Below are 21693 nucleotides of genomic sequence, written 5' to 3'. Positions count from 1 at the left end.
GCGGGCGTGCGCATCCTTTTCATCACCTCCAACCGGATCGGCGACGCCGTGCTGTCCACCGGGGTGCTGGGTCACCTGGTGGACAGCCGTCCCGACGCCCGCTTCACCGTGGTCTGCGGACCGGTGGCGGCCCCGCTGTTCCGGGCGACGCCCCGGCTCGACCGGCTCGTCCCCATGGCCAAGCGGCGGTGGGCGGCCCACTGGCTGGCGCTGTGGGCGCAGTGCGTCGGCACGCGCTGGGATCTGGTCGTCGACCTGCGCAACTCGGTGGTGTCGCGCCTGCTGCTGAGCGGCGGCGTGCGCAGCCACGCCCGCACCCGCGGCGTGGTGCACAAGGTCGTCGAGATCGGCGCCGTTCTCGGCCTCGATCCGCCGCCGCCGCCCCGCCTGTGGCTGGACCCGCCGGCGCAGGCCGCGGCGGACGCGCTGGTGCCGCCGGGATCGCCGATCCTCGCCATCGGGCCCACCGCCAACTGGACCGGCAAGGAATGGCCGGCCGGCCGCTTCGCCGAGCTCGCCGGCCGGATCACCGCGCCGTCCGGGCCGCTCCCCGGCGCCCGGGTCGCGGTCTTCGCCGCGGCGTCGGAGGTGGCCCGCGCGCGCCCCGTGCTCGACGCCCTGGGGGGGGCGGCCCTCGACCTGACCGGGCGCACCGACCCCCTGGCCGCCGCCGCCTGTCTGCGACGGGCCGCGCTCTACGTCGGCAACGATTCCGGCCTCATGCACATCGCCGCCGCGGTCGGCACGCCCACCCTCGGCCTGTTCGGCCCGGGCTACCCGGAGGTGTATGCGCCCTGGGGGCCGCACGCCCGCGCGGTGACCGGCACGGTGCCGCGGCCGGCGCTGCTGGAGCGGCGACGGGCGGCGGCGACGGACCTGATGGACGGCATCACCGTGAACGCTGTCGAATGCGCGGCGGACCAACTGTTGCGCGGGGTGCCCGCCGCCGCGGAACGTTGTGACGAAGACGTGGCAAATGCCGCTCAATCATGGGCGGCCGGCCCCTCAAGTTGACATCGGGAGCCGGATCCCTGAATATCCGGATGCCACGGCCGGTGACGTCAGGACATCGTGTCAGGACCTGTCGTGTTCACCCGTACTGGCCCCAAGGGGTAAGGAATGAAGCCGACTCCGAAATACGTTAGCCGCCCGGTATCGGACGATGCGCGTGACGTGGAGGCATGGGCGCTGGCCGAGGCGGCGCGCCGCCTGATCGACGCCAGCCGTCAGCCGGACAACGCCGACGCCCTGCAGGCGGCGCTGCAGCTGAATCAGCGCCTGTGGACCATCTTCCAGGCGGCGATCAGCGAGGACGACTGCCAACTTCCCCACGACCTGCGCACCAACATCGCCGCCCTGTCGCTGATGGTCGACCGGGAGACGATGGCCCGGCTGGCGGATCTGGACGGTGGCAAGCTGGAGCGCCTCATCGAGATCAACCGGTCGGTGGCCAGCGGCCTGTCGCAGCGGGTCGAGGGCGAGACGCCGGCGGCCGAGGCGCCGGGCGCTCCGGCCCAGCAGACGGCGCCGCCCCGTGCGGTGCCCCAGCCCCAGCCGCAGCCCCGTTCCGGCGGCCAGGACGGCCAGCCCCAGCAGCCCCTGCGCATTTCGATCTGAGGGCCGGCCGGCCCCCCCAACCACAAAAGGCGCGCCGGGCGGCGCGCCTTTTGTCGTTCCTCGGTCTTGCCGGCCCCTCGGCCGCCGGCTGCCATGCCCCCCTTTCCGGGGGAGGCGGCGGGGTGCCGGGTCAGGCGATGTAGTTCAGCAGCGAGAGCTGCTGGCTTCGCCCCGCCACGGTGTAGGCCGCTTCCAGCGTGTTCATCTTGGTGCTGAGGCGGGCGGCGACCTCGGTGGGGTCAATCCCCTCGATGCTCGCGATCTGGTCGACGACGCCGTTCATCTTGTCCTTGTGGGCGTCCTTCTTCTGCTCCAGCGTCGACAGGTCGGACGCCACCTTGGCGTGGACGGAGCGGACGGAGTCCAGCGCCTCCGACATGAGCTGGCGCGACTTGTCGATGTACTCCTCGTACTGGCCGGGGTTGGAGGCGGCGACCCGCGCCATGCGGAAGGCCTGCACCAGCGTCTGGAACGCGGGATCGGTGCTGACCACGCCGTACTCGATGCTGTAGCCGTCCTCCACCGTCACCCGCGACTTGTCCCAGGCTTTCGAGTTCGTGCCGGAGTTCATGTACTCCGCGTCGTAGAAGGGCAGCTTGGGGTTGCCCACATAGGGGACATCGGTGATGGCTGTGGCCTCCACCGGCAGCGTGGCCACCGTCATGGTGTTGTCGATGTTGCCGTTGATGGCCTGGGCGGTGGTGCTGAACAGGCGGGTCTTCGACGGATGCGCGGCGGGCAGCGTGTCGGTGCTGGTCAGGGTGATGACCCCGCCCGCCTGGGTCATGGTCACCGGGGGCGCCGGGGACGTTGCGCTGAACTGGGTCTGGAGTTGGCCCGCCACCGCGGTCACCGTGGTGATGCCGGCGGCGTAATCCTGCGCGCTCACCGTGTAGCGCACCGTGTACTCCTCGTAGACCGGCAGGTCGCGGGGGACGTCGGGATTGCTGTTGTAGTACTTCTGGTTGAACGGATCGTCCTTGTCGCCGACCGCGACCGTGAATTCGAAGGTGTCGCCGATGTCGACGCCCGACCCGGTCAGCGAGAAGCGGTCGACCTGCTGCACGGTGGTGCTCGGGGCGGTGATGGTCGAGGGCTCCGACGCGGAGTTGTCCACGGTCTGCGAGTTGACCACGCGGGCGTCGAGGGTGAACGGCTCGCCCTGGTCCTTGGCGATGAAGGTGATGATGCCGTTCTGCATCGACACCAGGATCGGCAGCGGCGGGTCCTCCGCCTGCATCTGGTTCGACAGGGTGGAGGCGATGAAGCTGATGCTCTTGGGGTCGCCGGCCTGCACCTGGTAGCTGTAGGTCTTGCCGTTGAGCGTGATCTCGTAATAGTCCTCGGCCTGCACGGACTGGCCGTTGAAGGTGATCTTGCTGTGTTGCTTGCCGGCCATGAGGTCGGTCACCGGCTCGGTGGCGAAGCGCGAGCCACCGAACAGGAAGCGGTCGCCGAACCGCTCGTTGAGGAGCTGCTGCATCTCGCGCAGCGCCCCTTCCACGCGCTCCAGGGTCTGGTTGGCCTGGGGCCAGGAGACCGTGAAGCTGCTGGAGCCGGCCGCCGACAGCTTGTCGAAGCTCAGGTTCAGCACCGCCCCGTCGCCGGGACCGCCGGCCATGGTGAAGTTGTAGCCCTCGCCGTCGGTCGGCGGCACCCGGTTGAGGTTGAGGGTGCGCACGGAGCGCCCGCCCAGCCCGTCGGTCACCTCGATGTCGAAGGTGCCGTTGGCACCGGTGGCCGAGGGCGTGGCGGTCACCGTGTAGCGCGCGTTCTGGGTGAAGCTCGACGCGTCGATGTTGACGCGGGTCTGCATGCCCTCGGGGGTGTCGTTGTAGGGGGCGGTGAGGCTGGGCGGCCCGGGGTTGAAGGGCATGAGGTTGTTGCTCTGCCAGTCCGACGCCATCTGCTCCAGCGACGTCAGGACCGTGTCCGTCGCCTTCACCCGCGGCAGCGCGCTGTCGATGTTCTGGACGTAGTTCTCGCGCTTGACCAGCTCGGCCCGCAGGTCCAGCAGCTTCTGCGTCTCCGGCCCGTAGGCCTTGAGATCGATGGATTTCGTGCCGGTCGTCATCTGCCGGGACAGGTCGTCCACATTGTTCTGGGCGGTCGAAAGGGTCCGGACCATCCCCAGATACTTGGCGTAGCTGCCAACCTGCGTGATCGTGCTCATCGGACGATGGCCTCCAGCGCGTCAAACATCGTGTTCGTCACTTGCATGACGCGTGCCGAAGCGGCGTAGCTGGTCTGGAGCTGCTGGAGCATCGCGATCTCCTCGTCGATGTTCACGCCGGTGTAGCTGGCGTAGCGCTCCTCCAGCAGCTCCTTGGAGCTCTTGTCGTAGCCGTACGCGTTGGCCACCGTCTTGGCCGCGGACATCCACTGCCCGGTGATGTTGCTGGCCATCTGGTCGTAGGTGGCGTCGGTCACCCGAAGGCCGTCGGCAGACAAGGTGCGCCCCGGCGCGTTGATCGCGGTGACGACGTCCTTGATGGCGGCGTGCTTTATGCTCGCTTCATTGTTGAGCAGCGTGGCGTTGACAGCGAGGGTGAAGCGGTCCGTGCCGATGAAGAACTTGGTGTCTTGTTCGCCATCGGCCACGGGGCGGGCGTTGTCATAGGCGTCGGCGAAGCTGGTGGGCTCACCGGGCTTGGTCGCCGCGGTGAACGCCTCGGCGTAGGCGTCGAGCTGGGAGCGCAGCTTGCGGATCACCTCCGAGGCGGGGTCGGCGCTCACCGGCAGCGGCGGGTCCTGGAGGGAGCCGTCGCGGATCATGTTGTACTGGGCGCCGATGCGGCCGTCCTTCATCTGCTCGGTGACGTCCTGGACCTTATTGCCGATCGTCAGGTTGATCTTGCCGCCGTCGAAGGAAAGATTTGCCGGGGTGGCGTCGACCAGGGCCAGCCCCGACGGCGTGAACAGGGCGACGCGGCCGTCCGGCCGCTCGATCGTGCGCACGCCCACCAGCTCGCTGATCTGGCGGATCAGGCCGTCGCGCTTGTCGGCCACCTCGTTGGCGGCGTCGCCGTAGCTGCGCAGGGACACGATCTCGTTGTTCACCTTGTCGACTTCGGACAGCAGGGTGTTGAGATCGTCCAGCGAGGTGCCCAGGTCCTTGCGGATCTCGCGGTCGAGCGCCTCGACCCCTTCCGAGACGCGGCGGATCTCCGTGGCGAAGGTGTTGGCGGCCTGGACCAGCTGGTAGGAGGCGACCTCGTTTTCCGGCGTCGTCTCCAGGGTGCGCCAGGCCGCCGAGAACTCGCTGGCGTAGGTGTTGAGCAGGGGCTGGCCGGCGGTGGTGCGCAGAAGGTCGCCCAGCTTGGTCAGGTAGGTGTCCTGCGCCTTCGACTTGCCCTCCTGGGCGGTCAGCTGCTCGACCTGCGCCTTCAGCCCGTTGTCCATCTCGCGGCGGTATTCGGCCGTGACCACGAACCCGCTCTTGTCGACCATCTGCTGCAGCGTGTGCCGCGTGCGGTTGGGGTCGTCGGCGCGGGCGACGTTGTCCGAGACCAGCTTCACATTGGCCTGGACCGTGCGCAGACCAGCGGTCGCGCTGTTCAGGGCTGAGAAGAGGGACATGGCCTGTGGACCTTTCGTCGGGTGGGGGCCGGAGGGGCATCAGCGCCCCGTCCGGACGATCGCGGAGATCGTCCGGGGGCGTGGCGCCGGACCGCCGGTCAGGAGGATCAGCGCTTCAGGCCGAGCACTTCCTGAAGCATCTCGTCGGACGTCGTGACGATCTTGGTGTTGGCGGAGTAGGTCCGCTGGGTGACGATCAGCTTGGTGAACTCGTCGGCGATGTCGACGTTCGAGCCCTCGATGCTGTTGGCGATCACCGCGCCGGCGCCGTTGGTCTCGGGATCGTTGAAGTTGGGCTTGCCCGCCCCCTCGGTCTCGATGAACACGCCGCCGGCCTCGCGTTGCAGGCCGTTGGGATTGTTGAAGGTGATGATCGGTACCCGGGCGATGACCTTGCTTCGTCCGTTGTCGTAGTTGACCACGACGTTGCCGTTCTCGCCGAACACCACGTCCTTGAACTGGCCGCGTGGCGCACCGTCCTGGACGAACTGGGTGACGTTGATCTCATCCCCCGCGTACTGGGTGATGCCGCCGGGTCTCTGGAACTGGCCCATGTTCAAGGTGACGGTCTGCGGCCCGAAGCCGTAGTTCACGACGAAGGAGATGGTGGCGTCGCTGCCCGCCCCCTGGGTGGCCGAACTGACCGCGGTGCCGGTGCCGACCAGGGCGGTGCTGACCCCGGTCAGCGTGCCGACGTTCTCCGGGCTGGTGCCGAAGGTCAGGCCGATGTGGGCCGGCGTCTGTCCGATCACCGCGGTCTGCTGCAGCGAGAACTGGTCGGCGGCGTCGCCGTCCGGCGTCTTGGAGATGATGGTGATGACGCCGCCCTGGGCGGTCGCCGTCACCGGCAGCGAGGTGTTGGAGTTGATCTTGTTGGCCAGGGCGGCGGTGATGTCCTCCATGGTCATCTCCTCGCCCGTCGTGGAGTAGGTGACGGGCGTGCCGTTGACCGACAGGGAGTACAGCGTGCCGACGTCGCCCGGCGTGCCGGTCAGCGTCACCGTGCGCTGCTGGCGCACGCCGGCGACGTTGGCGATGGAGAACGCGCCGGTCAGGGTGTTGGCCGCGCCCGAGGAGTTGGAGACGCCGGCCGAGCTGTTGGCATCGAACGAGCCGCCGGCCACGTTGTCCTGGATGGTCAGCACGCCACCCGCCGACGTGGCCGTCACGTTCAGGCCGGTCGCCGCGTTGATGCGGTTGGCCAGCTCCTGGGTCACGCCGGTGATGTTCGAATAGGTCGAGTAGGTCTGGGCCGTGACGGTCACCGACACGGTGGTGTCCTGGCCGTTGTTCTGCACCCGGATCTGGAAGACGTCGCCGATGTCGATCTGCGACTGCGGGAAGCTGAACTTCTGCGACTGGCCGGCCGAGGCGGTGGCGGCGGTGTTGGTGGGCCCGGTCACCGTGTTGTTGACCGGCGACACCGACTGGATCTCCTGGCTTACCTTGAACGGCGTGCCGGCGTTGCGGGCGACCAGGCGGATGACGTTGCCGTTCACCAGCGTCGCCATCACCGGGGAGGCGGGCGAGGCGGAGTTGAGCTGGTTGGCCAGCGCACCGGCCAGCGCCGTGTAGCTGCGCACCTGCGACACGTTGTCGGCGGTCACACGGTAGCTGTAGGTGGTGCCGTCCACGTTGATGCTGTAGGTCTCGCCGACGCGGATGTTCGCCTGTCCGTTGGTGGTCTGACCGGCCACCGTGACCGTGTTGACCTGGGCCACCGGCGTCACGCCGTCGATGTTCTGGCCGAAGGTCACCGTGGCGGGATAGCCGGCGAAGGTGCCGTCCACCGGCCTGGCGCTGGAGCCCGGCGCGTCGACGGCGAGGCGCCAGTTGTTGGCTCCCTGCTGGCGCCAGTCCAGGTTGATGGTGCGCGGGTTGCCCTGGGTGTCGAAGATCTGGATGGAGGAGGTGGGGATCGCCACGCCCGCGGCCGGGGTCGCCGGAAGGTTCGCGGACAGGTCGATCTCGGTGGTCGGCGTCGGCCGGTCGGTCAGGGTGTTGACCTGGATCGGCTTCACCTGGTCCTTGCGCAGATCGCCGGTGATCTCGTCGGTGACCCAGCCGTTGAGCGCGAAGCCCGCGCTGTTCACCAGGTACCGGTTCTTGTCCAGCTCGAAGTCGCCGGCGCGGGTGTAGTAGGTCGAGCCGGCGTCGACGGTGCCCGTCTGGGTCTGCACCGGCCGGTTGCCGTTGTCCACGCCCAGCTTGGTGACGCTGAAGAAGCCCTGGCCCTGGATGGCGATGTTGGTCGGGCTCTGCACCTGCTGCAGGTTGCCCTGGATGTTGTTCATGAACACGGGTTTCGCGGTCACGCCGCCGGGCGAGTGCAGGCGCTGGTTCGATTGCAGGACCAGGGTCTCGAACGCGGTGTTGACCCGCTTGTAGCCGGTCGTCGACGCGTTCGCGATGTTGTCCGAGATGTGGCCGAGCGCACGCGACTGCGCGTTCAGGCCGAGGACGGCGGTTGTCATCGAACCGAAGATGCTCATGGCCGCGGAACTCCACGCAAAGGGCAAGACGTATCTGCCCATCGTGAAAGCAAACGCGGTGCCACCGTGCGGGCGACCTTCAACGCACTGAAAAACAAGGAAACGTCGCCACGCCCTTGACGCGGACGGCCGGTTCTTGCCGGCCACCGGGAAGTTTTGGCCTAGCGCCCGCCGGGTCCGCCGGGCGGGGCGGGAGTGCGTTCTTGCCGGGCGGCCAGCGCCCGCAGGACGGCCGCCACGGTGGCGGTGACGGTCGCCCAGTCGCCGGGACGCGCCTGGCGGAACAGGCGCAGCGTGGGGTACCAGGGGCTGTCGGCGCGGTCGATCAGCCAGCGCCAGTCCGGCGCAAAGGGCAGCAGCAGCCAGGCCGGGCGGCCCAGCGCGCCGGCCAGGTGGACCGCCGCGGTGTCGACGCAGATCAGCAGATCGAGGGTGGTCAGGATCGCCGCGGTGTCGGCGAAATCCCGCACGCCGCCCACGGGATCCAGCACCGGGCCGGCGGGCGGGCGGGGCAGGGCGGTCAGGGCGGCGCGGGACGGGCCGGTCTGCAGGCTCACGAAGCGCACCCCCGGCACCGCCAGAAGCGGGGACAAGGCGGCGGCTGGGATCGAGCGGTTGCGGTCGTTGCGGTGGCTCGGGTTGCCGGCCCACACCAGGCCGACGCGCAGGTCGCGCCCCGGCCCGATCTCCCGGTCGAGACGGTCGCGCCAGCGCAGCACGTCGCCGGCGGCGGCGGCGAGGTAGGGGACGGTGGCCGGAATCGACCAGGCCTCCGTGGCGAACGCGCGGGGAAGGCTCATCAGCGGGCAGTGCCGGTCGTGGGCCGGCGGCACGCCGTCGTCGCGGCGCGCGACCACCGCGACGCCGGGGCCGAGGCCGGCGGACATCAGGCGCACCAGCAGCGGCTGCACCTCCAGCACGACCCGGCCGCCCCGGGCCGCCGCCAGCGGGGCGTAACGGGCGAACTGGATCGCGTCCCCAAAGCCCTGCTCGCCGTGCAGCAGCAGCGTGGCGCCGTCCAGGGCCTCGCCCCGCCAGGGCGGGGAGGGCAGGCGCCGCCACCGCCATTCCAGCTCCTCCCAGCCGGCGGCGAAGTCGCCCTGCACCAGATGGGTGACGGCGAGGGCGAGATGGGCATCGGCGTGGTCGGGCCGGCGCGCCAGGGCGGCGCGCAGGCAGGTGGCGGCGTCCCGGAAGGCGCGGAGGTCGCGCAGAGCCGTGCCGAGGTTGACCAAGGTGTCGACGTCGGCGGGCTGGAGGCGGTGCGCCCGCCACAGCCACGGGAAGGCCGCGTCGTACCGGCCGAGGGCGTGGAGGGCGGCGCCGAGGTGGGCGAGCCCCTCGCCGTGCCCGGGGTCGAGGGCCAGGGCACGGCGCAGCGTCGCCACCGCCGCGTCGGGCCGGTTTTCGGCGCGCAGGGCGCCGCCGAGATGGCCGCGCACCGCGGCGGACTCCGGGGCGCTGCGGCACGCCCGGCGCAGCCACCGCACCGCGTCCGCCGGGGCGCCGCGCTGGGCCGCCACCACGCCCACCAGGTCGAGGGCCTGGGGCGACGCCGGATCGACCGCCAGGGCGTGGCGGTAGAGGGAGAGGGCGGCGTCCAGGCGGCCGGCCATATGGTGGTTGACGGCGCTGTCGAGAACGTCCAGGAGTGACCGCATCGCCTTTCTCTACACGCCACCGCCGGACATGGCGAGCGTTACCGCGGGACACGCCATGGACGACCGCCTGCCCACCAGCCTCTGGGTGATGGGGCACATCCGCGCCGCCGACGCCCAGGGCGTCACCATGATGGTGCTGCGCAAGGGGGATCCGTCCCGCGGCACGCTGATCCTCAAGCTGAACCGGCTCGACGGCACCTTCGTCGTCCTGGTCCAGGTCCGCCGCGACGAGCGGCTGGTGTGGTCGCGGGCGACCGGCGCCGACCCGGTCGACGAAGCCACGGCCGACGCCTACATCGGCCGCCAGACCAAGTACGATCCCGACCTCTGGGTCGTCGAGGTGGAGGACCGGCAGGGCCGCCACTGGTTCGAAGGGGCGGTCGTGTGAGACCCGGCGACGCGCCGTCGCCGTCGCCGGCCGCGGTCCGCGCCGTGGCGTGCCTGCCGTTGGCGGGAACGGCGGCGGGGTGGGGCGGGGCGCTGCTGGTCGAGGCCAGCGGGTGGCGGGCGGCGCTTTTCGCGTCCGACCCCCGGTTGGCCCGGCTGGTCGACCGGGTGTTCGAGATCATCATGTTCTCGACGGTCGGGCTCTTGCCCTACCTGGTGGTGCTCGCCTGGGTGTGGTGGGCGGCCGGCCGCTGGCCGTGGCCCCGGCTGCGGCGTGCCCTCTGGGTCGTTCCGCTGGTCCACGCGGCGCTGACCCTGGCGCTCGTGGAACTGGCGCTCGGTGACCTGCTGGTCCGGGACATCGCCGTGGCGCACCAACTCCAGAGGGCGGGCGGCATACTGCTGTGGGTCGCCGCGTTCGGGTACGGGTACGTGGCGCTTGCACGGCTGGTTCTGCGCGCGGTCTACGGCGACTGGCTCTCCGCGGCGCGGCGCACGACGTCCGCGGCGGAGCAGTGATCGACGCCGTGGCCGATGATGCAGACCTCGCCGGACCGATAGTCCCATTCCAGGTGACCGGCGTAGGTCTCGCCGTCCTCCCGCCAGTGGCCGAAGTTGTCGAGCGGATCGATCACCGCTGTGATGCCGTCGGCGGTCCAGGTCACCGGATGCCGGCGGGTCGCGACCGCGTCGAGATCGTCGGGCGATCGCCCGTCGTCGATGGCCTCGTCCCGGGCCGCAATCGTCATCAGGACCATGGTGGCCCCGGGACAGGCTTGCTCCGCCTCGGGCGGCGAGAGCGGCGCGGCGGCCGTGCCGGGCGTCCTGGCGTCGGCCTGCTGGCCGATGGCCAGGACCGCCCGGCCATCACGGCACGCCACCGCCGCCCCATGCCGTCCATGGACGAGGATCTGTCCGCCGTCGCTCCCGGTCTGGGCCGCGGCGCGACCCGATGCGGCCATCAGACCGGCCGATGCGGCCATCAGACCGGCCACGGCCAGCATGGCGACCGCCAGGCCAGACCGGCTCCCCTGCTCGCTCATGATCGTTATTTTCCATAATCATGCTTATATGACTTTTCGTCCCGAGCGATCGGGACCGCCCGCGTCGACCCAGTCTCGCGGCCGGGCGACCCCGTCGGCAAGCCTTTCCTGAGGGTGCACGGTCGTCTAAGGTCGCGGGCGTCCCGGCGATCGCCCCCATCATCGAGTGCGAGAATCATGGCCCGCAACATCACCCGCCTGCTCGACGTCATGGCCCGCCTGCGCGATCCCGACGGCGGCTGCCCCTGGGACCTGGAGCAGACCTACCGCACCATCGCCCCCCACACCATCGAGGAGGCGTACGAGGTCGCGGAGGCGATCGAACAGCAGGACATGGCCGCGCTCAAGGACGAGCTGGGCGACCTTCTGTTCCAGGTCGTCTACTACGCCCAGTTCGCCCGCGAGGACGGCCACTTCGATTTCGACGACGTCGCCGGGGCCATCACCGACAAGATGATCCGCCGACATCCTCATGTGTTCGGTCCCGAGGAGGTGAAGACGGCGGCCCATCAGACGTCGCGGTGGGAGGAGCACAAGGCGGCCGAGCGCGCCGCCAAGGCGGCCGCCGAGGGGCGGGCGCCGTCGGCGCTGGACGGGGTGACGACGGGGCTCCCTGCCCTCACCCGGGCGTTGAAGCTGCAGCGCCGGGCCGCCCGGGTCGGCTTCGACTGGACCGAGCCGCGCGACATCCTCGACAAGATCGAGGAGGAGGTCGGCGAGCTGCGGGCGGAGATGGACGGGGGCGGCGGGCCCGAGCGGGTCGCCGACGAGCTGGGCGACCTGCTGTTCGCCCTGGTCAATCTCGCCCGCCGCCTCGACGTCGACCCCGAGGGGGCGTTGCGCGGCACCAACGCCAAGTTCGACCGCCGCTTCCGCCGCGTCGAGTCCCTGCTGGCGGCCGACGGCCGGACGCCGGACGGGTCGACGCTCGAGGAGATGGAGGCGCTCTGGCAGCGCGCCAAAGGCGAGGAGCCGGGGCGCGGCCGGGGTTAGTCCGGCGCGTGTGACCCCAGCGTCTCGATCCAGGCGATCATCGCCGCATTCACGTCCTCAGGGCGGTCCTGCATGATCCAGTGACCCGCGTTCGCCCAGACGTCGACTCGCGAGCGGCGGTCCGAGAAGCACCTGCGTATCCGGCCAGCTTGCGCCCCGTCACGGCACAAGTGGTAGACAGGCACCTGGAGACGTCGCAGGAACGTTTCGCTTTCAGGACCGACCCCGACTTGGTCGCCGCCGATGAACAGGGGTGCGAAGGTCTCTTTCACGACGTGGGCCGGCATGCCCTGCACCCTTCGCGCGTGCCAACGTCGAAACGGTGCGGGGGTCGAGGAGTCGTAAAAATCCGCGAACAGCGCTGGAGCGACAGCGCCCACATCGCCGGTATGGAGGTCTTGGGATACCCGCCGGAAAAGGGGGGCAAGGTCCGCCGAGAAGCCCAGGGCCCCGTCCACGGAGATCACGGCGTCGACGACATCGGGCCGCTTGGCCGCCAGCCGTGCCGCGACCTGTGCCCCCATGGAATGGCCGATCATGATGAACGGTTGCCCCCTGTATCCGGAGTCGATCAGGGTTTCGATGTCTGACACGAAATGCTCGGGGCGATAGTGGCCGGACGGCATGACTTCGGAGCGGCCATGGCCCCGCAGATCAACGACGACCGTGCGGTAGCGGCGTTCCAATGCCGGAAGTTGCCAACTCCAATCATGACCATCGGCCGTCCAACCATGCAGGAGCATGACGGGGCGCCCGCTGCCAGCCTCGGTGACGAACAGATTCGCGGCCGATGACGGCGCCGCGAGGGTCTGCGCAGGAAACGCCGTGGCCGCCATCGTGGCGCCACTGGATGCCAGAAAGCGTCGTCGGGTAAACCATTGCTTGCTCATGCCTCGCACTCCTTCTCCCGGCTGGACGGGAAGGATATACGATGGAAACCTACGTTCAATTACGCACCTGGACGTGCGTAAGTATACTGGAGGATATCTGTGCGGACTGATGTCGATCCCGTCTTTTTCGCCGACTGCGCCGCCCGCTCGTTCTTCGACCAAGTCGCCAACAAATGGTCGGTCATGATCTTGACGATCCTGATCGAGAAGCCGACCCGATTCAACGAGATGAAGCGCAGACTTGAAGGCGTGACTCACAAGGCTCTCACGCAGGCCTTGCGCCGTCTCGAGCGAAACGGCCTGATTGAGCGACGGGTGCTGGCGACCTCGCCGGTGGCGGTGGAATACTCCATCACGGATCTGGGGCGCACGCTGCAGGTGCCGTTCGGCGCGGTGTACGACTGGTCGATCAAGCATCTGGACGACATCGAAGCGGCGCAGCGGCGCTACGATGCCACAATCGCCTTGCTCTGACCCCTCGCTTTTCTGCTTTCGGACCACGGCGGCAGGCACCGGAGGGACGCCGCAAAGGCAACGGAGGTGCTGGCGTCAGCGGGCGTCGATGCCGCCGAACAGGTGGTCGCGCAGGCGGGTCCAACTCGCCGCGTCGGGCGCCATCAGCAGGCTGCCGCCGAACTGCGTGGGCCGGTAGGGCGTGCCGTCCACCAGGGCCGCATGACCGCCGGCCTCGGCGTGGAGCAGGACGCCGGCGGCGTGGTCCCACGGCATCAGCCGGTGGTAGGCGGAGCAGTGGTAGGAGCCGTCGAGCAGGCGCAGATACTCGTGGGCGGCGCTGGCCAGGCAGGTGACCCGCCCCAGCCCCTGGATGCGCTCCCTGAGCTGCCGTCCCAGGCCCTCGTCGCAGAAGCGCGTGGAGATGGCGCCGATCATCGCGCCGGGATCCACCGGCGCGGCGACGCGCAGGCGCCGTCCGCCCATCCAGGCGCCCTGCCCCTTCGCACCCATGGCGGTGCGATCGCCGAGGGGGTCGTGGATCCACCCCGCCAGGGTCTCGCCGCCCCGGACATAGGCGACGATCACCGCGAAATTCGGCCGTCCGGACGCGAAGTTGAGCGTGCCGTCGACCGGGTCGACCACCCACACCGGGGCCGCGCCGCCGAGGCGGTCAAGCACCCCCCGGTCGGCCGCCACCGCCTCCTCCCCCACCACGACGCTGCCGGGCACCAGGGCCGGGAGTCGGCGGGCCAGGGCCCGTTCCGCGGCCTCGTCGGCGATGGTCACCAGGTCGTCCTGGCGGGTCTTCTGGCGCACCTGACCGGCGGTCAGCGTGCGGAAATAGGGAAGGATCTCGGTCTCGGCCACCTCGGCGAGAATGGCGGCGACGAGCTCGAGATCGGGCAGCGGGTCGGTGGTCACGGTCGGGGTGCAGCCTTCTTCGGGGTGGGGTCGAGGGACATGGTGGCGTTGCCGTCCTTGGGCTGCTCGGGCAGCAGGATCTTGCCTTCCAGCCCGGCGTCCCGGATCGCCTCCACCAGGGCGTCGTAGGTCGCCTTGTCGGCCGCCGGGTCCGGGGCGGGCGGGGTGCCGCCGGTCAGGGCGCCGGGCTTCGCCGGGTCCCGCGGCGATCCCGGCGGCAGCGGCTCCGGCACCGCCGGCGCCTGCGCGGCGGCGGGCGGCGGCGGGGGTGGCGGCGGTTCCCACAGGCGGAAGCAATCGGTGAAGGTCGGCTCCTGACACCGCTCCAGAAGGTTCCGGGCGTCCGGGGCCAGCACCATCGGGGCGGCCGGCGCCACCGAGAGTTTGGGCGGCGGCGGCGGCAGCGGCGCCTCGGGCGGCGGCGCGTCGAGCGGCGGCACGTCGAACGTCCCGGCCGGCTGCGCCCGCGCCATCGACACCGCGGGAAGCGCCGCGGCGAACAGGGCAGCCAGAATGGTGGCGGGAACGCAGCGCACGATGAGGAACCTGAACCCGGACGGTCCGGGGCGGCGCGCCCACGGCCAAGGGGGACCAGTATGCCGGCCGCCGTGGGAGCCGGCCACAGACAATTGCGCGACACACGGCGGAGGCTTCGTCTCCGCCCTGCCCGCCCGCCTTCCCGCCCTACCCCGCCCCGTGGGCCATCCAGGCGGCCATCTCCCGGCGCACGGCGGCGATCTTGCCGTGCTCCACGGGGTCGCGCTCCCGACGCTCCTGGGCAAGCATCATCCCCAGGAGGCGGGCGCGGCCGCGCTGGTCCCGCGACAGCTCGCGCAGCCTGAGCAACGCGGCGCCCGGCGACAGGCGCTCGTGGCGGGCGACCAGCGTGACCTGGTCGGCCAGGAAGGCGGTGATGGAGAAGCGCCCCGGATCCGTCTGCAGCCGCATGCCCACCGCATCCTCCCGCCTGTGATCCGGACGTCCGCAGTGTACGACCCCGGGCCGCGGCTGTGCAGCCGGCGGGGGCGCGGCCGATCGCCGTGCCCCCGCCGTCACGGTGCCAGGAAGCGCTTCTCGAAGCGGGCGAGGTCGGCCGGGTCCAGGGCCACGTGGATGTGCGCCTGGTTGTCGTCGTCACGGCGGTCCAGCACCTCGCCGCGGTCGTAGAGCCACGCCAGCGCGGCGCCGTCGCCCAGGTCGACGGCGAGGTCCACGACCTGGCGCGCCGCGTTCATGCGCCCGTCGAGCAGGGCGTCGAGAGCGTCGATGCCCTCCCCCGTCGCGGCGGAGATCGCCACCCGGCGCGGGTCGCGCCGGGACTGGGCGAGGATGGCGCCGCGCGACTCCTCGTCCAGGCGGTCGACCTTGTTGAGCACCTCGATCACCCGGTCGTCGCCGCCGGGGTCCACGCCGATCTCCTCCAGCACCGTCTCGACGTCGCGGCGCTGCGCCTCGCTGTCGGTGTGGGAGATGTCGCGGACGTGCAGGATGATGTCGGCGGCGTCCACCTCCTCGAGCGTGGCGTGAAAGGCGGCGACCAGGGCGTGCGGCAGGTCGGAGATGAAGCCGACGGTGTCGGAGAGGATGACCTTGCGCCCCGACGGCAGCGTGACCTGGCGCATGGTCGGGTCCAGGGTGGCGAACAGCAGGTCCTTGGCGAACACGGAGGCGTTCGCCAGCCGGTTGAACAGGGTCGACTTGCCGGCGTTGGTGTAGCCGACCAGGGCCACCACCGGATAGGGGACCTTGGCGCGCGCCTTGCGGTGCAGCCCGCGGGTGCGTCGGACCTCCTCCAGCTCCTTCTTGATCTTGACGATGCGGTCGCCGATCAGCCGGCGGTCCATCTCGAGCTGGGATTCGCCGGGGCCGCCCAGGAAGCCGAAGCCGCCACGCTGACGCTCCAGGTGGGTCCACGACCGCACCAGGCGCGAGCGCTGGTAGGTCAGTGCCGCCAGCTCCACCTGCAACTGGCCCTCCCGCGTGCGCGCCCGCTCGCCGAAGATCTCCAGGATCAGGCCGGTGCGGTCGATGACCTTGGCCTTCACCCCCTTCTCCAGGTTGCGCTGCTGCACCGGCGACAGGGCGTGGTCGATGATCAGCAGGGTGGCGCCGGTCTCCTCGACCACCTCGGCGAGGTGCTCGACGGTGCCGGAGCCCAGCAACGTCGAGGGGTGCGGCCGCTGCAGCCGCACGGACTCGGCGCGCACGACCTCCAGGTCGATGGCGCGGGCGAGGCCGACGGCCTCTTCCAAGCACGCCTCCGGCTCCCGCCCGACTCCTGTGGCGGAGTCGCGCAGGACGGGGTGCACCACGAGGGCGAGGCCGGAGCCGTGCGGCTTCCGGGCGTCGCCGTTTTCAGAGGAATCAGTCGCTCTCACCTTCTTTGGGCGGCTCGAATAGTTGGATTGGATGCGCCGGCATCACGGTCGAGATGGCGTGCTTGTAGACGAGTTGCGAATGCGCGTCTCGCCGCAGCAGTACCGAAAAGTTGTCGAACCAGGTGATGATGCCCTGCAATTTGACGCCGTTGACCAGGAACACGGTAACGGGAGTCTTGTTTTTGCGGACGTGGTTTAGAAAGACGTCCTGCACGTTTTGACTTTTTTCGGACATTTTATTAGGCCCCTTTGTTCGACATTCTTGGGGCTCCTGACCGGAGCCCGCTCCCTGCTGCGTATGCGTCACCGAGGCTGGACCTGGCTGCGGTACATACCGGCTGATATGGTATCGCCCAAGCGCCGCACCAAGCCATCCAGTGCATGGCACGTATCATATCGGTGGGCCGGCGGAAAGCGGCCAAATCCCTCGCCCGGCGCGTCTCCGACCTTTATCGGGACCAGCCCGGCCCCGTGGGCGCATTCCATGTCGATGTCGGCGTCGCCGACGAACCACACCTCGGCGCCGGGCGCGATGCCCGCCGGCTCCAGGGCCAGGTGGACGGGCGCGCAGTGCGGCTTGTCGTGGGCCGCGTCCTGGGCACCGACCAGGCGGCCGAACAGCCCGCTCCACCCCAGCGCCGCGGCCTCGGCGCGCAGGAAGCCCCCGTTCTTGTTGGACACCACCGCCTGGTACACGCCCAGCGCGGCGACGCCGCGCAGCAGCGTCTCGGCGCCTGGCAGCGGCCGCAGATGCTCCAGGTGATGGGCGGCGAAATAGGCGTAGAAGACGTCCCGGGCCTCGGTCCAGCGGCCGCCGAACAGCCGCGGGAAGCTGTCCCGCAAGGACTGCTTGATGCGGTCGCGGGCCTCCGCCTCGCTCCACGGGGCCTGACCGAAGGCCACCAGGGTGTGGTTGAGGGCGGCCCGCACGGTGCCCCAGTTGTCGACCAGCGTGTTGTCCCAGTCGTAGAGAACCGCCCTGGGAAGGCGGCCGGGATCGACGGGGGCCGCCCGGGGACCGGGGGCGGGCGGCGCCCCGGCGGCGGGCGGCGGGCAGCCGGTCACCGGCCGCTCCCCGGGCCACGCACGGGTGCGGCCTCGCCGAGATAGGCCCGGCGCAGCATGGTGGTGACGGGGCCGGGGCGGCCGTCGCCGACGGGGCGGTCGTCGATGCGGGTGACCGGCAGCGCGAAGGTGGTCGCCGACGACAGGAACGCCTCGCGCGCGGCGTAGGCTTCCTCCACCGTGAACGGCCGCTCCTCCACCGGCACGCCGGCGGCGCGGGCCAGCCGGAGCAGGGTCTGGCGGGTGATGCCGTTGAGGATGCGCGTGCTGGGCTCGCGGGTCACCAAGCTGCCCTGGCCGGTGACGATCCAGGCGTTGGACGAGCTGCCCTCGGTGATGGTCCAGTCCGGGTCGATCATCCACGCCTCGTAGGCGCCGGCGGCGCTGGCGCGCTGCTTGGCCAGCACCTGCGGCAGCAGCGCCACCGACTTGATGTCGCGCCGCGCCCAGCGGATGTCCGGGACGGTGACCACCCGCACGCCCTCCTCCACCTGTGCGGGCGTGGCGAAGGCGGCCATCCGCCGCGTCGTCATCACCAGGGTGGCGGGCGTGCCGGCGGCGGGAAAGCGGAAGTCGCGCGGCGCCACCCCGCGGGTGACCTGCAGGTAGAGGGTGCCGTTGCGCAGCCCGTTGCGACGCACCAGCTCGGCCATGACCATCACCAGCACGCGCGGCGCCAGCGGTTCGGCGATGCGCAGCTCGCCGAGGCTGCGGCGCAGCCGGGCCAGATGGCCGTCCAGGTCGGTGAATGCGCCGTCGATGACGGTGACGACCTCGTAGACCCCGTCGGCGAACTGGAACCCGCGGTCCTCCACGTGGACGGCCGCGAGGGCATGGGGGACGTAGCGGCCGTTGACGTATGCCCATCGTGCCATGGGTCGTTTCTATTCCTTGCGGGGCGGGAGGGGGATCAGAAGAACTCGAGGCGGACGGCGAACATCTTCTCCACCTTCTTCACCTGCCCGACGGCGGCCAGGATGATGACGCGGTCCTTGGGCTTGATGACCGTGGACGGGCGGGGGATGACCACCTCGTCGCCGCGGACGATGGCGCCGACGATGACGCCCGAGGGCAGCTTGACCTCCTTCAGCGGGGTGTTGATGACCGCGGAGGTTTCGAGCGCCTCGGCCTCGATGATCTCGGCGAAGCCCTCGCGCAGGGAGTGGACGGAGCGGATGCGGCCGCGCCGCACGTGCTGCAGGATGGTCGACACGGTGATGGCGCGCGGGCTGACGATGGCGTCGACGCCCAGCGGCGTCACCAGGGCCGAGTAGGTGGTCTTGTTGATCAGGGTGATGGCCCGCTGGCAGCCGTAGCGCTTGGCCAGCAGCGAGGCGAGGATGTTGCCCTCGTCGTCGTTGGTCACCGCGACCACGGTTTCGGTGGCGCGGACGTTGGCCTCCTCCAGGATCTCCGGGTCCAGCGCGTCGCCGTGCAGGACCATGGTGCGGGTCAGGCGCTGCGCGACATACTGGGCGCGCACCCGGTTCACCTCGATCATGCGGGCCGACACCTGGGGGTGCTTGTCCTCGATCTCCTCGGCCAGGCACAGGCCGATGTTGCCGCCGCCGAGGATGATGATGCGGCGCGCCTCCCCCTCCTCGTGGCCGAAGGCGGCCATCGCCCGGCCGAGGTGGCGGGTGTCGCACACGAAGTACACCTCGTCGCCCGGCAGCATCTGGTCGTCGCCGGTCGGGATGATCGGCCGGTCGTTGCGCACGATCGCCACGACCTCGATGTTGAGGTCGGGGAACAGGCCGGTGAGCTGGCGCAGCGGGGTGTTGAGGATCGGGCAGTTGTCGGTGCACAGCACCCCGATCACGCGCACCTTGCCGTCGGCCAGCGGGATCATGTCGAAGGCGCCGGGGACGTGCAGGCGCCGCGAGATGGCCCGCGCCACCTCGATCTCCGGCGAGATGATGACGTCGATCGGGAGATGGTCGCGCGAGAACAGGTCGGCCCAGATCGGCTTGAGATAGGACTGGTTGCGCACCCGGGCGATCTTGGTCGGCACGTTGAACAGGGAATGCGCGACCTGGCACGCCACCATGTTCACCTCGTCGGCCTGGGTGACCGCGATGATCATGTCGGAATCCGCGGCGTTGGCCGATTCCAGGACATCGGGGTGGGAGGCGTAGCCGACCATCGCCTGGACGTCCAGGGTGTCGCCGATCCGCTGGATGAGCTCCGCCGACTGGTCGATGACGGTGACGTGGTTGCCTTCCGAGGCGAGGTAGCGCGCGATGTTCGAGCCGACCTGGCCGGCGCCGCAGACGATGACTTTCATGGCCCCCGTTCCGGGTGTCCCCCAACCTGTCGCCGCGTCCGATCCCGTTCGGCAGCCGGCATGGACGGCCGACGTTACCACCAAGTGTGCGGTGCGCCAACGCGGGAAAGCTGGGAGCGAACGGACCGGCCGGCGGCCCGGATGGTGCGTCGGCCCCCCCGCTTTACGGTTTCGTGACGTCGGGAACGGGGGCCGATGGCGTGCGGTTCGCCGGAATTCGGTGTTTTCCTAAAATTCTACGCAAACATGTCCGACCTTGGCCACAAGCACCTGGCGTAGGGTCCACCTCGCAAACGGAGCTTGTCGGGACCGGCGCCGCACACGAGCCCACGTGGAGAGGGCAGTTCGTCGCCGTCCGTTGGTTGAAGAGCCTGCACCCAGCCCCGCTGGAATTCCGGAAGATCCCGGTGGTGGCGCAGGTCTTTTCGGAACCCCCGTTGCGCGTCGACGCGCAACGGGCCGGTGGTCTCGACGCCAAGGCTCTCTCCATGCGTGGAATTCACTGGAGACGCCAGACATGTCCGATACCGGTCTTCTCTTCAACGCCGACTTCAACAGCGATTCGGCGATCACGTCGATGGGGTTCAAGTACTCCGGCAACCCGTCCTCCATCGTCTCGATGGACGGCGAGCGCGGGGTCAAGCTGACCCTCGACCACTACGGCGCCAACAGCTACAAGTACCGCACGGAAATCCAGCCCAACAAGCTGCCCTCGTCGGACTTCACCAGCGGCATGTTCGCCAAGATGGGCGGCGAGTTCTGGTACGGTGTCAGCACCTACATGCCCGACAGCTGGTCGCAGGTCGACCGCTCCGACACCATCATCACGCAGTGGCATGCCCAGCCGGACTCCGGCAACCCGCCGGTGGCGCTGCAGACCAAGTACGTGAACGGTGAGCAGCACTACAACCTGATCATCCGCTCCCATCCCTCCGCCGACGGCACCAGCGGCTTCAAGTACATCAAGCAGTTCGACCTCGGCAAGATCGACGGCGACATCGGCGAATGGGTCGACTGGGCCTGGCACATCAAGTGGTCGCCGAGCGGCGACGGCTTCCTGGAGCTGTACAAGAACGGCGAGAAGGTCGTCGATTTCGACGGCGGCACCTGCTACGTCGACGACGCCGGCCCCTACCTGAAGATCGGCCTCTACAAGTACGACTGGCACTCCAGCAGCGACACCGGCCCGGACAGCCGCACCCTCTACGTCGACAACATCCGCGTCGGCGACGAGACCGCGAGCCTGGCGACGGTGTCTCCGGACGGCGCCCCGGGTCCCACCGATCCCGACACCGGCACCGGCGACACGCCGACCGCGCCGCCGCCGGCGGGTGACGCCACCGCCATCATCGGCACCGCCGGCGACGACATGCTGAGCGGCTCCTCGGGGGCCGACGCCCTCGACGGCGGCACCGGCACCGACTTCCTCGACCTGTCCAAGGACGCCACCGGCTGGACGGTCGACCTGGCCGCCGGCACGGCGGACGGCGGCGGCGCCAACGTCGACACCGTCCGGAACATCGAGAACGTCATCGGCTCCACCGCCGCCGACGCGCTGCTGGGCGACGCCGGCGCCAACAAGCTGCGCGGGATCGAGGGCGACGATGTCATCGACGGCCGCGCCGGTGACGACGTCCTGGCCGGCGGCGCCGGCAGCGACACCGTCTACGGCGGCCAGGGTGCCGACCTGATGTACGGCGGCGGCGACGGCGACCTGCTGTACGGCGGTGCGGGCGACGACACGATCATCGCCGACGAGGGCGCCGACACCGTCCTTGCCGGGGCCGGCACCGACACCGTGACGCTGGGCGCGGGCGGCGACACCATCGTCGTCGAGGGCCTTGGCCTGGGCACCGATCGGGTCACCGACTTCGCCACCGGCGAGGACGTCCTCGACCTGAGCGCCCTGCACGCCACCCTGGTG

General features: G+C 70.1%; 21 protein-coding genes. 7 read left to right on the top strand and 14 right to left on the bottom strand.

The annotated features are described in order from the left end of the window. Positions 1–6: 6 nt before the first annotated feature. Entirely contained in the window at positions 7–1014 is a 1008-nt protein-coding gene (locus tag AC6H2I_RS10935) for a glycosyltransferase family 9 protein (protein ID WP_497500659.1), read from the top strand. 105 nt (positions 1015–1119) lie between these two features. Continuing rightward, complete coding sequence (locus AC6H2I_RS10930; protein WP_497500658.1) at positions 1120–1617, top strand: flagellar biosynthesis regulator FlaF; 498 nt, start codon at positions 1120–1122, stop codon at positions 1615–1617. Between the two features lie 130 nt (positions 1618–1747). On the opposite strand, the gene AC6H2I_RS10925 is transcribed toward AC6H2I_RS10930, so the two are convergent. The 4 genes from AC6H2I_RS10925 to AC6H2I_RS10910 all read right to left on the bottom strand — a co-directional run bounded on the left by AC6H2I_RS10925 (position 1748) and on the right by AC6H2I_RS10910 (position 9349). Then, a complete protein-coding gene (locus AC6H2I_RS10925) occupies positions 1748–3790 on the bottom strand; it encodes a flagellin family protein (RefSeq protein WP_497500657.1) in 2043 nt (680 codons plus the stop codon). After that, entirely contained in the window at positions 3787–5196 is a 1410-nt protein-coding gene (flgK, locus tag AC6H2I_RS10920) for a flagellar hook-associated protein FlgK (protein ID WP_497500656.1), read from the bottom strand. Before flgK ends, AC6H2I_RS10925 begins: the two co-directional genes overlap by 4 nt. 107 nt (positions 5197–5303) lie before the next feature. After that, on the bottom strand, positions 5304–7688 hold the full coding sequence (locus AC6H2I_RS10915) for a flagellar hook-basal body complex protein (protein ID WP_497500655.1): 2385 nt from the start codon (positions 7686–7688) through the stop codon (positions 5304–5306). Between the two features lie 161 nt (positions 7689–7849). Beyond that, entirely contained in the window at positions 7850–9349 is a 1500-nt protein-coding gene (locus AC6H2I_RS10910) for a tetratricopeptide repeat protein (protein WP_497500654.1), read from the bottom strand. A gap of 55 nt (positions 9350–9404) precedes the next feature. On the opposite strand from AC6H2I_RS10910, the gene AC6H2I_RS10905 reads away from it, so the two are divergent. Beyond that, the gene (locus AC6H2I_RS10905) at positions 9405–9737 is read left to right on the top strand and encodes a DUF1491 family protein (RefSeq protein ID WP_497500653.1); all 333 of its coding nucleotides are present in this window, start codon (positions 9405–9407) and stop codon (positions 9735–9737) included. After that, the gene (locus AC6H2I_RS10900; RefSeq protein ID WP_497500652.1) at positions 9734–10255 is read left to right on the top strand and encodes a hypothetical protein; all 522 of its coding nucleotides are present in this window, start codon (positions 9734–9736) and stop codon (positions 10253–10255) included. Before AC6H2I_RS10905 ends, AC6H2I_RS10900 begins: the two co-directional genes overlap by 4 nt. On the opposite strand, the gene AC6H2I_RS10895 is transcribed toward AC6H2I_RS10900, so the two are convergent. Continuing rightward, complete coding sequence (locus AC6H2I_RS10895; protein WP_497500651.1) at positions 10201–10779, bottom strand: hypothetical protein; 579 nt, start codon at positions 10777–10779, stop codon at positions 10201–10203. The two genes, AC6H2I_RS10900 and AC6H2I_RS10895, sit on opposite strands and share 55 nt — an antisense overlap. A gap of 177 nt (positions 10780–10956) precedes the next feature. Between AC6H2I_RS10895 and mazG the strand changes: the two genes are divergently transcribed. Further along, positions 10957–11772 (top strand): nucleoside triphosphate pyrophosphohydrolase, encoded by an 816-nt coding sequence (mazG, locus tag AC6H2I_RS10890; RefSeq protein WP_497500650.1) that lies wholly within the window; start codon positions 10957–10959, stop codon positions 11770–11772. Here mazG and AC6H2I_RS10885 read toward each other — a convergent pair. Beyond that, positions 11769–12662 carry an alpha/beta fold hydrolase gene (locus tag AC6H2I_RS10885; protein ID WP_497500649.1) on the bottom strand — a complete coding sequence of 298 codons (894 nt, stop codon included), beginning with the start codon at positions 12660–12662 and terminating at the stop codon, positions 11769–11771. The two genes, mazG and AC6H2I_RS10885, sit on opposite strands and share 4 nt — an antisense overlap. 99 nt (positions 12663–12761) lie before the next feature. Between AC6H2I_RS10885 and AC6H2I_RS10880 the strand changes: the two genes are divergently transcribed. Continuing rightward, the gene (locus AC6H2I_RS10880) at positions 12762–13136 is read left to right on the top strand and encodes a winged helix-turn-helix transcriptional regulator (protein ID WP_497500648.1); all 375 of its coding nucleotides are present in this window, start codon (positions 12762–12764) and stop codon (positions 13134–13136) included. Between the two features lie 75 nt (positions 13137–13211). Here the strand turns inward: AC6H2I_RS10880 and AC6H2I_RS10875 are convergent, their stop codons facing one another. From AC6H2I_RS10875 to trkA, 8 genes are all read right to left on the bottom strand, one after another. Next, positions 13212–14039: an inositol monophosphatase family protein gene (locus AC6H2I_RS10875; RefSeq protein WP_497500647.1), complete on the bottom strand. Its 828-nt coding sequence runs from the start codon at positions 14037–14039 to the stop codon at positions 13212–13214. Then, positions 14036–14575 carry a hypothetical protein gene (locus tag AC6H2I_RS10870; RefSeq protein ID WP_497500646.1) on the bottom strand — a complete coding sequence of 180 codons (540 nt, stop codon included), beginning with the start codon at positions 14573–14575 and terminating at the stop codon, positions 14036–14038. The genes AC6H2I_RS10875 and AC6H2I_RS10870 overlap by 4 nt, the downstream gene beginning before the upstream one ends. Before the next feature lie 148 nt (positions 14576–14723). Next, positions 14724–14987, bottom strand: a complete 264-nt coding sequence (locus AC6H2I_RS10865; protein WP_497500645.1) for a hypothetical protein — start codon at positions 14985–14987, stop codon at positions 14724–14726. 104 nt (positions 14988–15091) lie between these two features. After that, positions 15092–16351 (bottom strand): GTPase HflX, encoded by a 1260-nt coding sequence (gene hflX, locus AC6H2I_RS10860; RefSeq protein WP_497500644.1) that lies wholly within the window; start codon positions 16349–16351, stop codon positions 15092–15094. A 52-nt stretch (positions 16352–16403) separates the two neighbouring features. After that, on the bottom strand, positions 16404–16652 hold the full coding sequence (gene hfq / locus AC6H2I_RS10855; protein ID WP_029007945.1) for an RNA chaperone Hfq: 249 nt from the start codon (positions 16650–16652) through the stop codon (positions 16404–16406). 68 nt (positions 16653–16720) lie between these two features. After that, positions 16721–17368 (bottom strand): HAD family hydrolase, encoded by a 648-nt coding sequence (locus AC6H2I_RS10850; RefSeq protein ID WP_497500793.1) that lies wholly within the window; start codon positions 17366–17368, stop codon positions 16721–16723. A gap of 110 nt (positions 17369–17478) precedes the next feature. Next, complete coding sequence (locus AC6H2I_RS10845; protein WP_497500643.1) at positions 17479–18357, bottom strand: D-amino-acid transaminase; 879 nt, start codon at positions 18355–18357, stop codon at positions 17479–17481. 35 nt (positions 18358–18392) lie between these two features. After that, positions 18393–19769, bottom strand: coding sequence for a Trk system potassium transporter TrkA (gene trkA / locus AC6H2I_RS10840; protein ID WP_497500642.1), 1377 nt, complete (start codon positions 19767–19769; stop codon positions 18393–18395). Between the two features lie 517 nt (positions 19770–20286). On the opposite strand from trkA, the gene AC6H2I_RS10835 reads away from it, so the two are divergent. Further along, positions 20287–21693 (top strand): heparin lyase I family protein (locus AC6H2I_RS10835; RefSeq protein ID WP_497500641.1); only part of this gene is annotated, 1407 nt, incomplete at its 3' end.

It is taken from the genome of Azospirillum sp. NS33 (assembly GCF_059703765.1).
The sequence above is the reverse complement of the archived record's forward strand: the minus strand, read 5'-3'. Positions and strand labels throughout refer to the sequence as shown.

Bases quoted from the DNA above. Each gene is read 5' to 3' on its own strand.
- AC6H2I_RS10925 (WP_497500657.1), bottom strand. From the start codon at position 3,790: ATGAGCACGATCACGCAGGTTGGCAGCTACGCCAAGTATCTGGGGATG.
- flgK (WP_497500656.1), bottom strand. From the start codon at position 5,196: ATGTCCCTCTTCTCAGCCCTGAACAGCGCGACCGCTGGTCTGCGCACG.
- AC6H2I_RS10915 (WP_497500655.1), bottom strand. From the start codon at position 7,688: ATGAGCATCTTCGGTTCGATGACAACCGCCGTCCTCGGCCTGAACGCG.
- trkA (WP_497500642.1), bottom strand. From the start codon at position 19,769: ATGAAAGTCATCGTCTGCGGCGCCGGCCAGGTCGGCTCGAACATCGCG.
- AC6H2I_RS10930 (WP_497500658.1), top strand. From the start codon at position 1,120: ATGAAGCCGACTCCGAAATACGTTAGCCGCCCGGTATCGGACGATGCG.
- AC6H2I_RS10905 (WP_497500653.1), top strand. From the start codon at position 9,405: ATGGACGACCGCCTGCCCACCAGCCTCTGGGTGATGGGGCACATCCGC.
- hfq (WP_029007945.1), bottom strand. From the start codon at position 16,652: ATGTCCGAAAAAAGTCAAAACGTGCAGGACGTCTTTCTAAACCACGTC.
- AC6H2I_RS10895 (WP_497500651.1), bottom strand. From the start codon at position 10,779: ATGAGCGAGCAGGGGAGCCGGTCTGGCCTGGCGGTCGCCATGCTGGCC.
- AC6H2I_RS10885 (WP_497500649.1), bottom strand. From the start codon at position 12,662: ATGAGCAAGCAATGGTTTACCCGACGACGCTTTCTGGCATCCAGTGGC.
- mazG (WP_497500650.1), top strand. From the start codon at position 10,957: ATGGCCCGCAACATCACCCGCCTGCTCGACGTCATGGCCCGCCTGCGC.
- AC6H2I_RS10845 (WP_497500643.1), bottom strand. From the start codon at position 18,357: ATGGCACGATGGGCATACGTCAACGGCCGCTACGTCCCCCATGCCCTC.
- AC6H2I_RS10910 (WP_497500654.1), bottom strand. From the start codon at position 9,349: ATGCGGTCACTCCTGGACGTTCTCGACAGCGCCGTCAACCACCATATG.
- AC6H2I_RS10865 (WP_497500645.1), bottom strand. From the start codon at position 14,987: ATGCGGCTGCAGACGGATCCGGGGCGCTTCTCCATCACCGCCTTCCTG.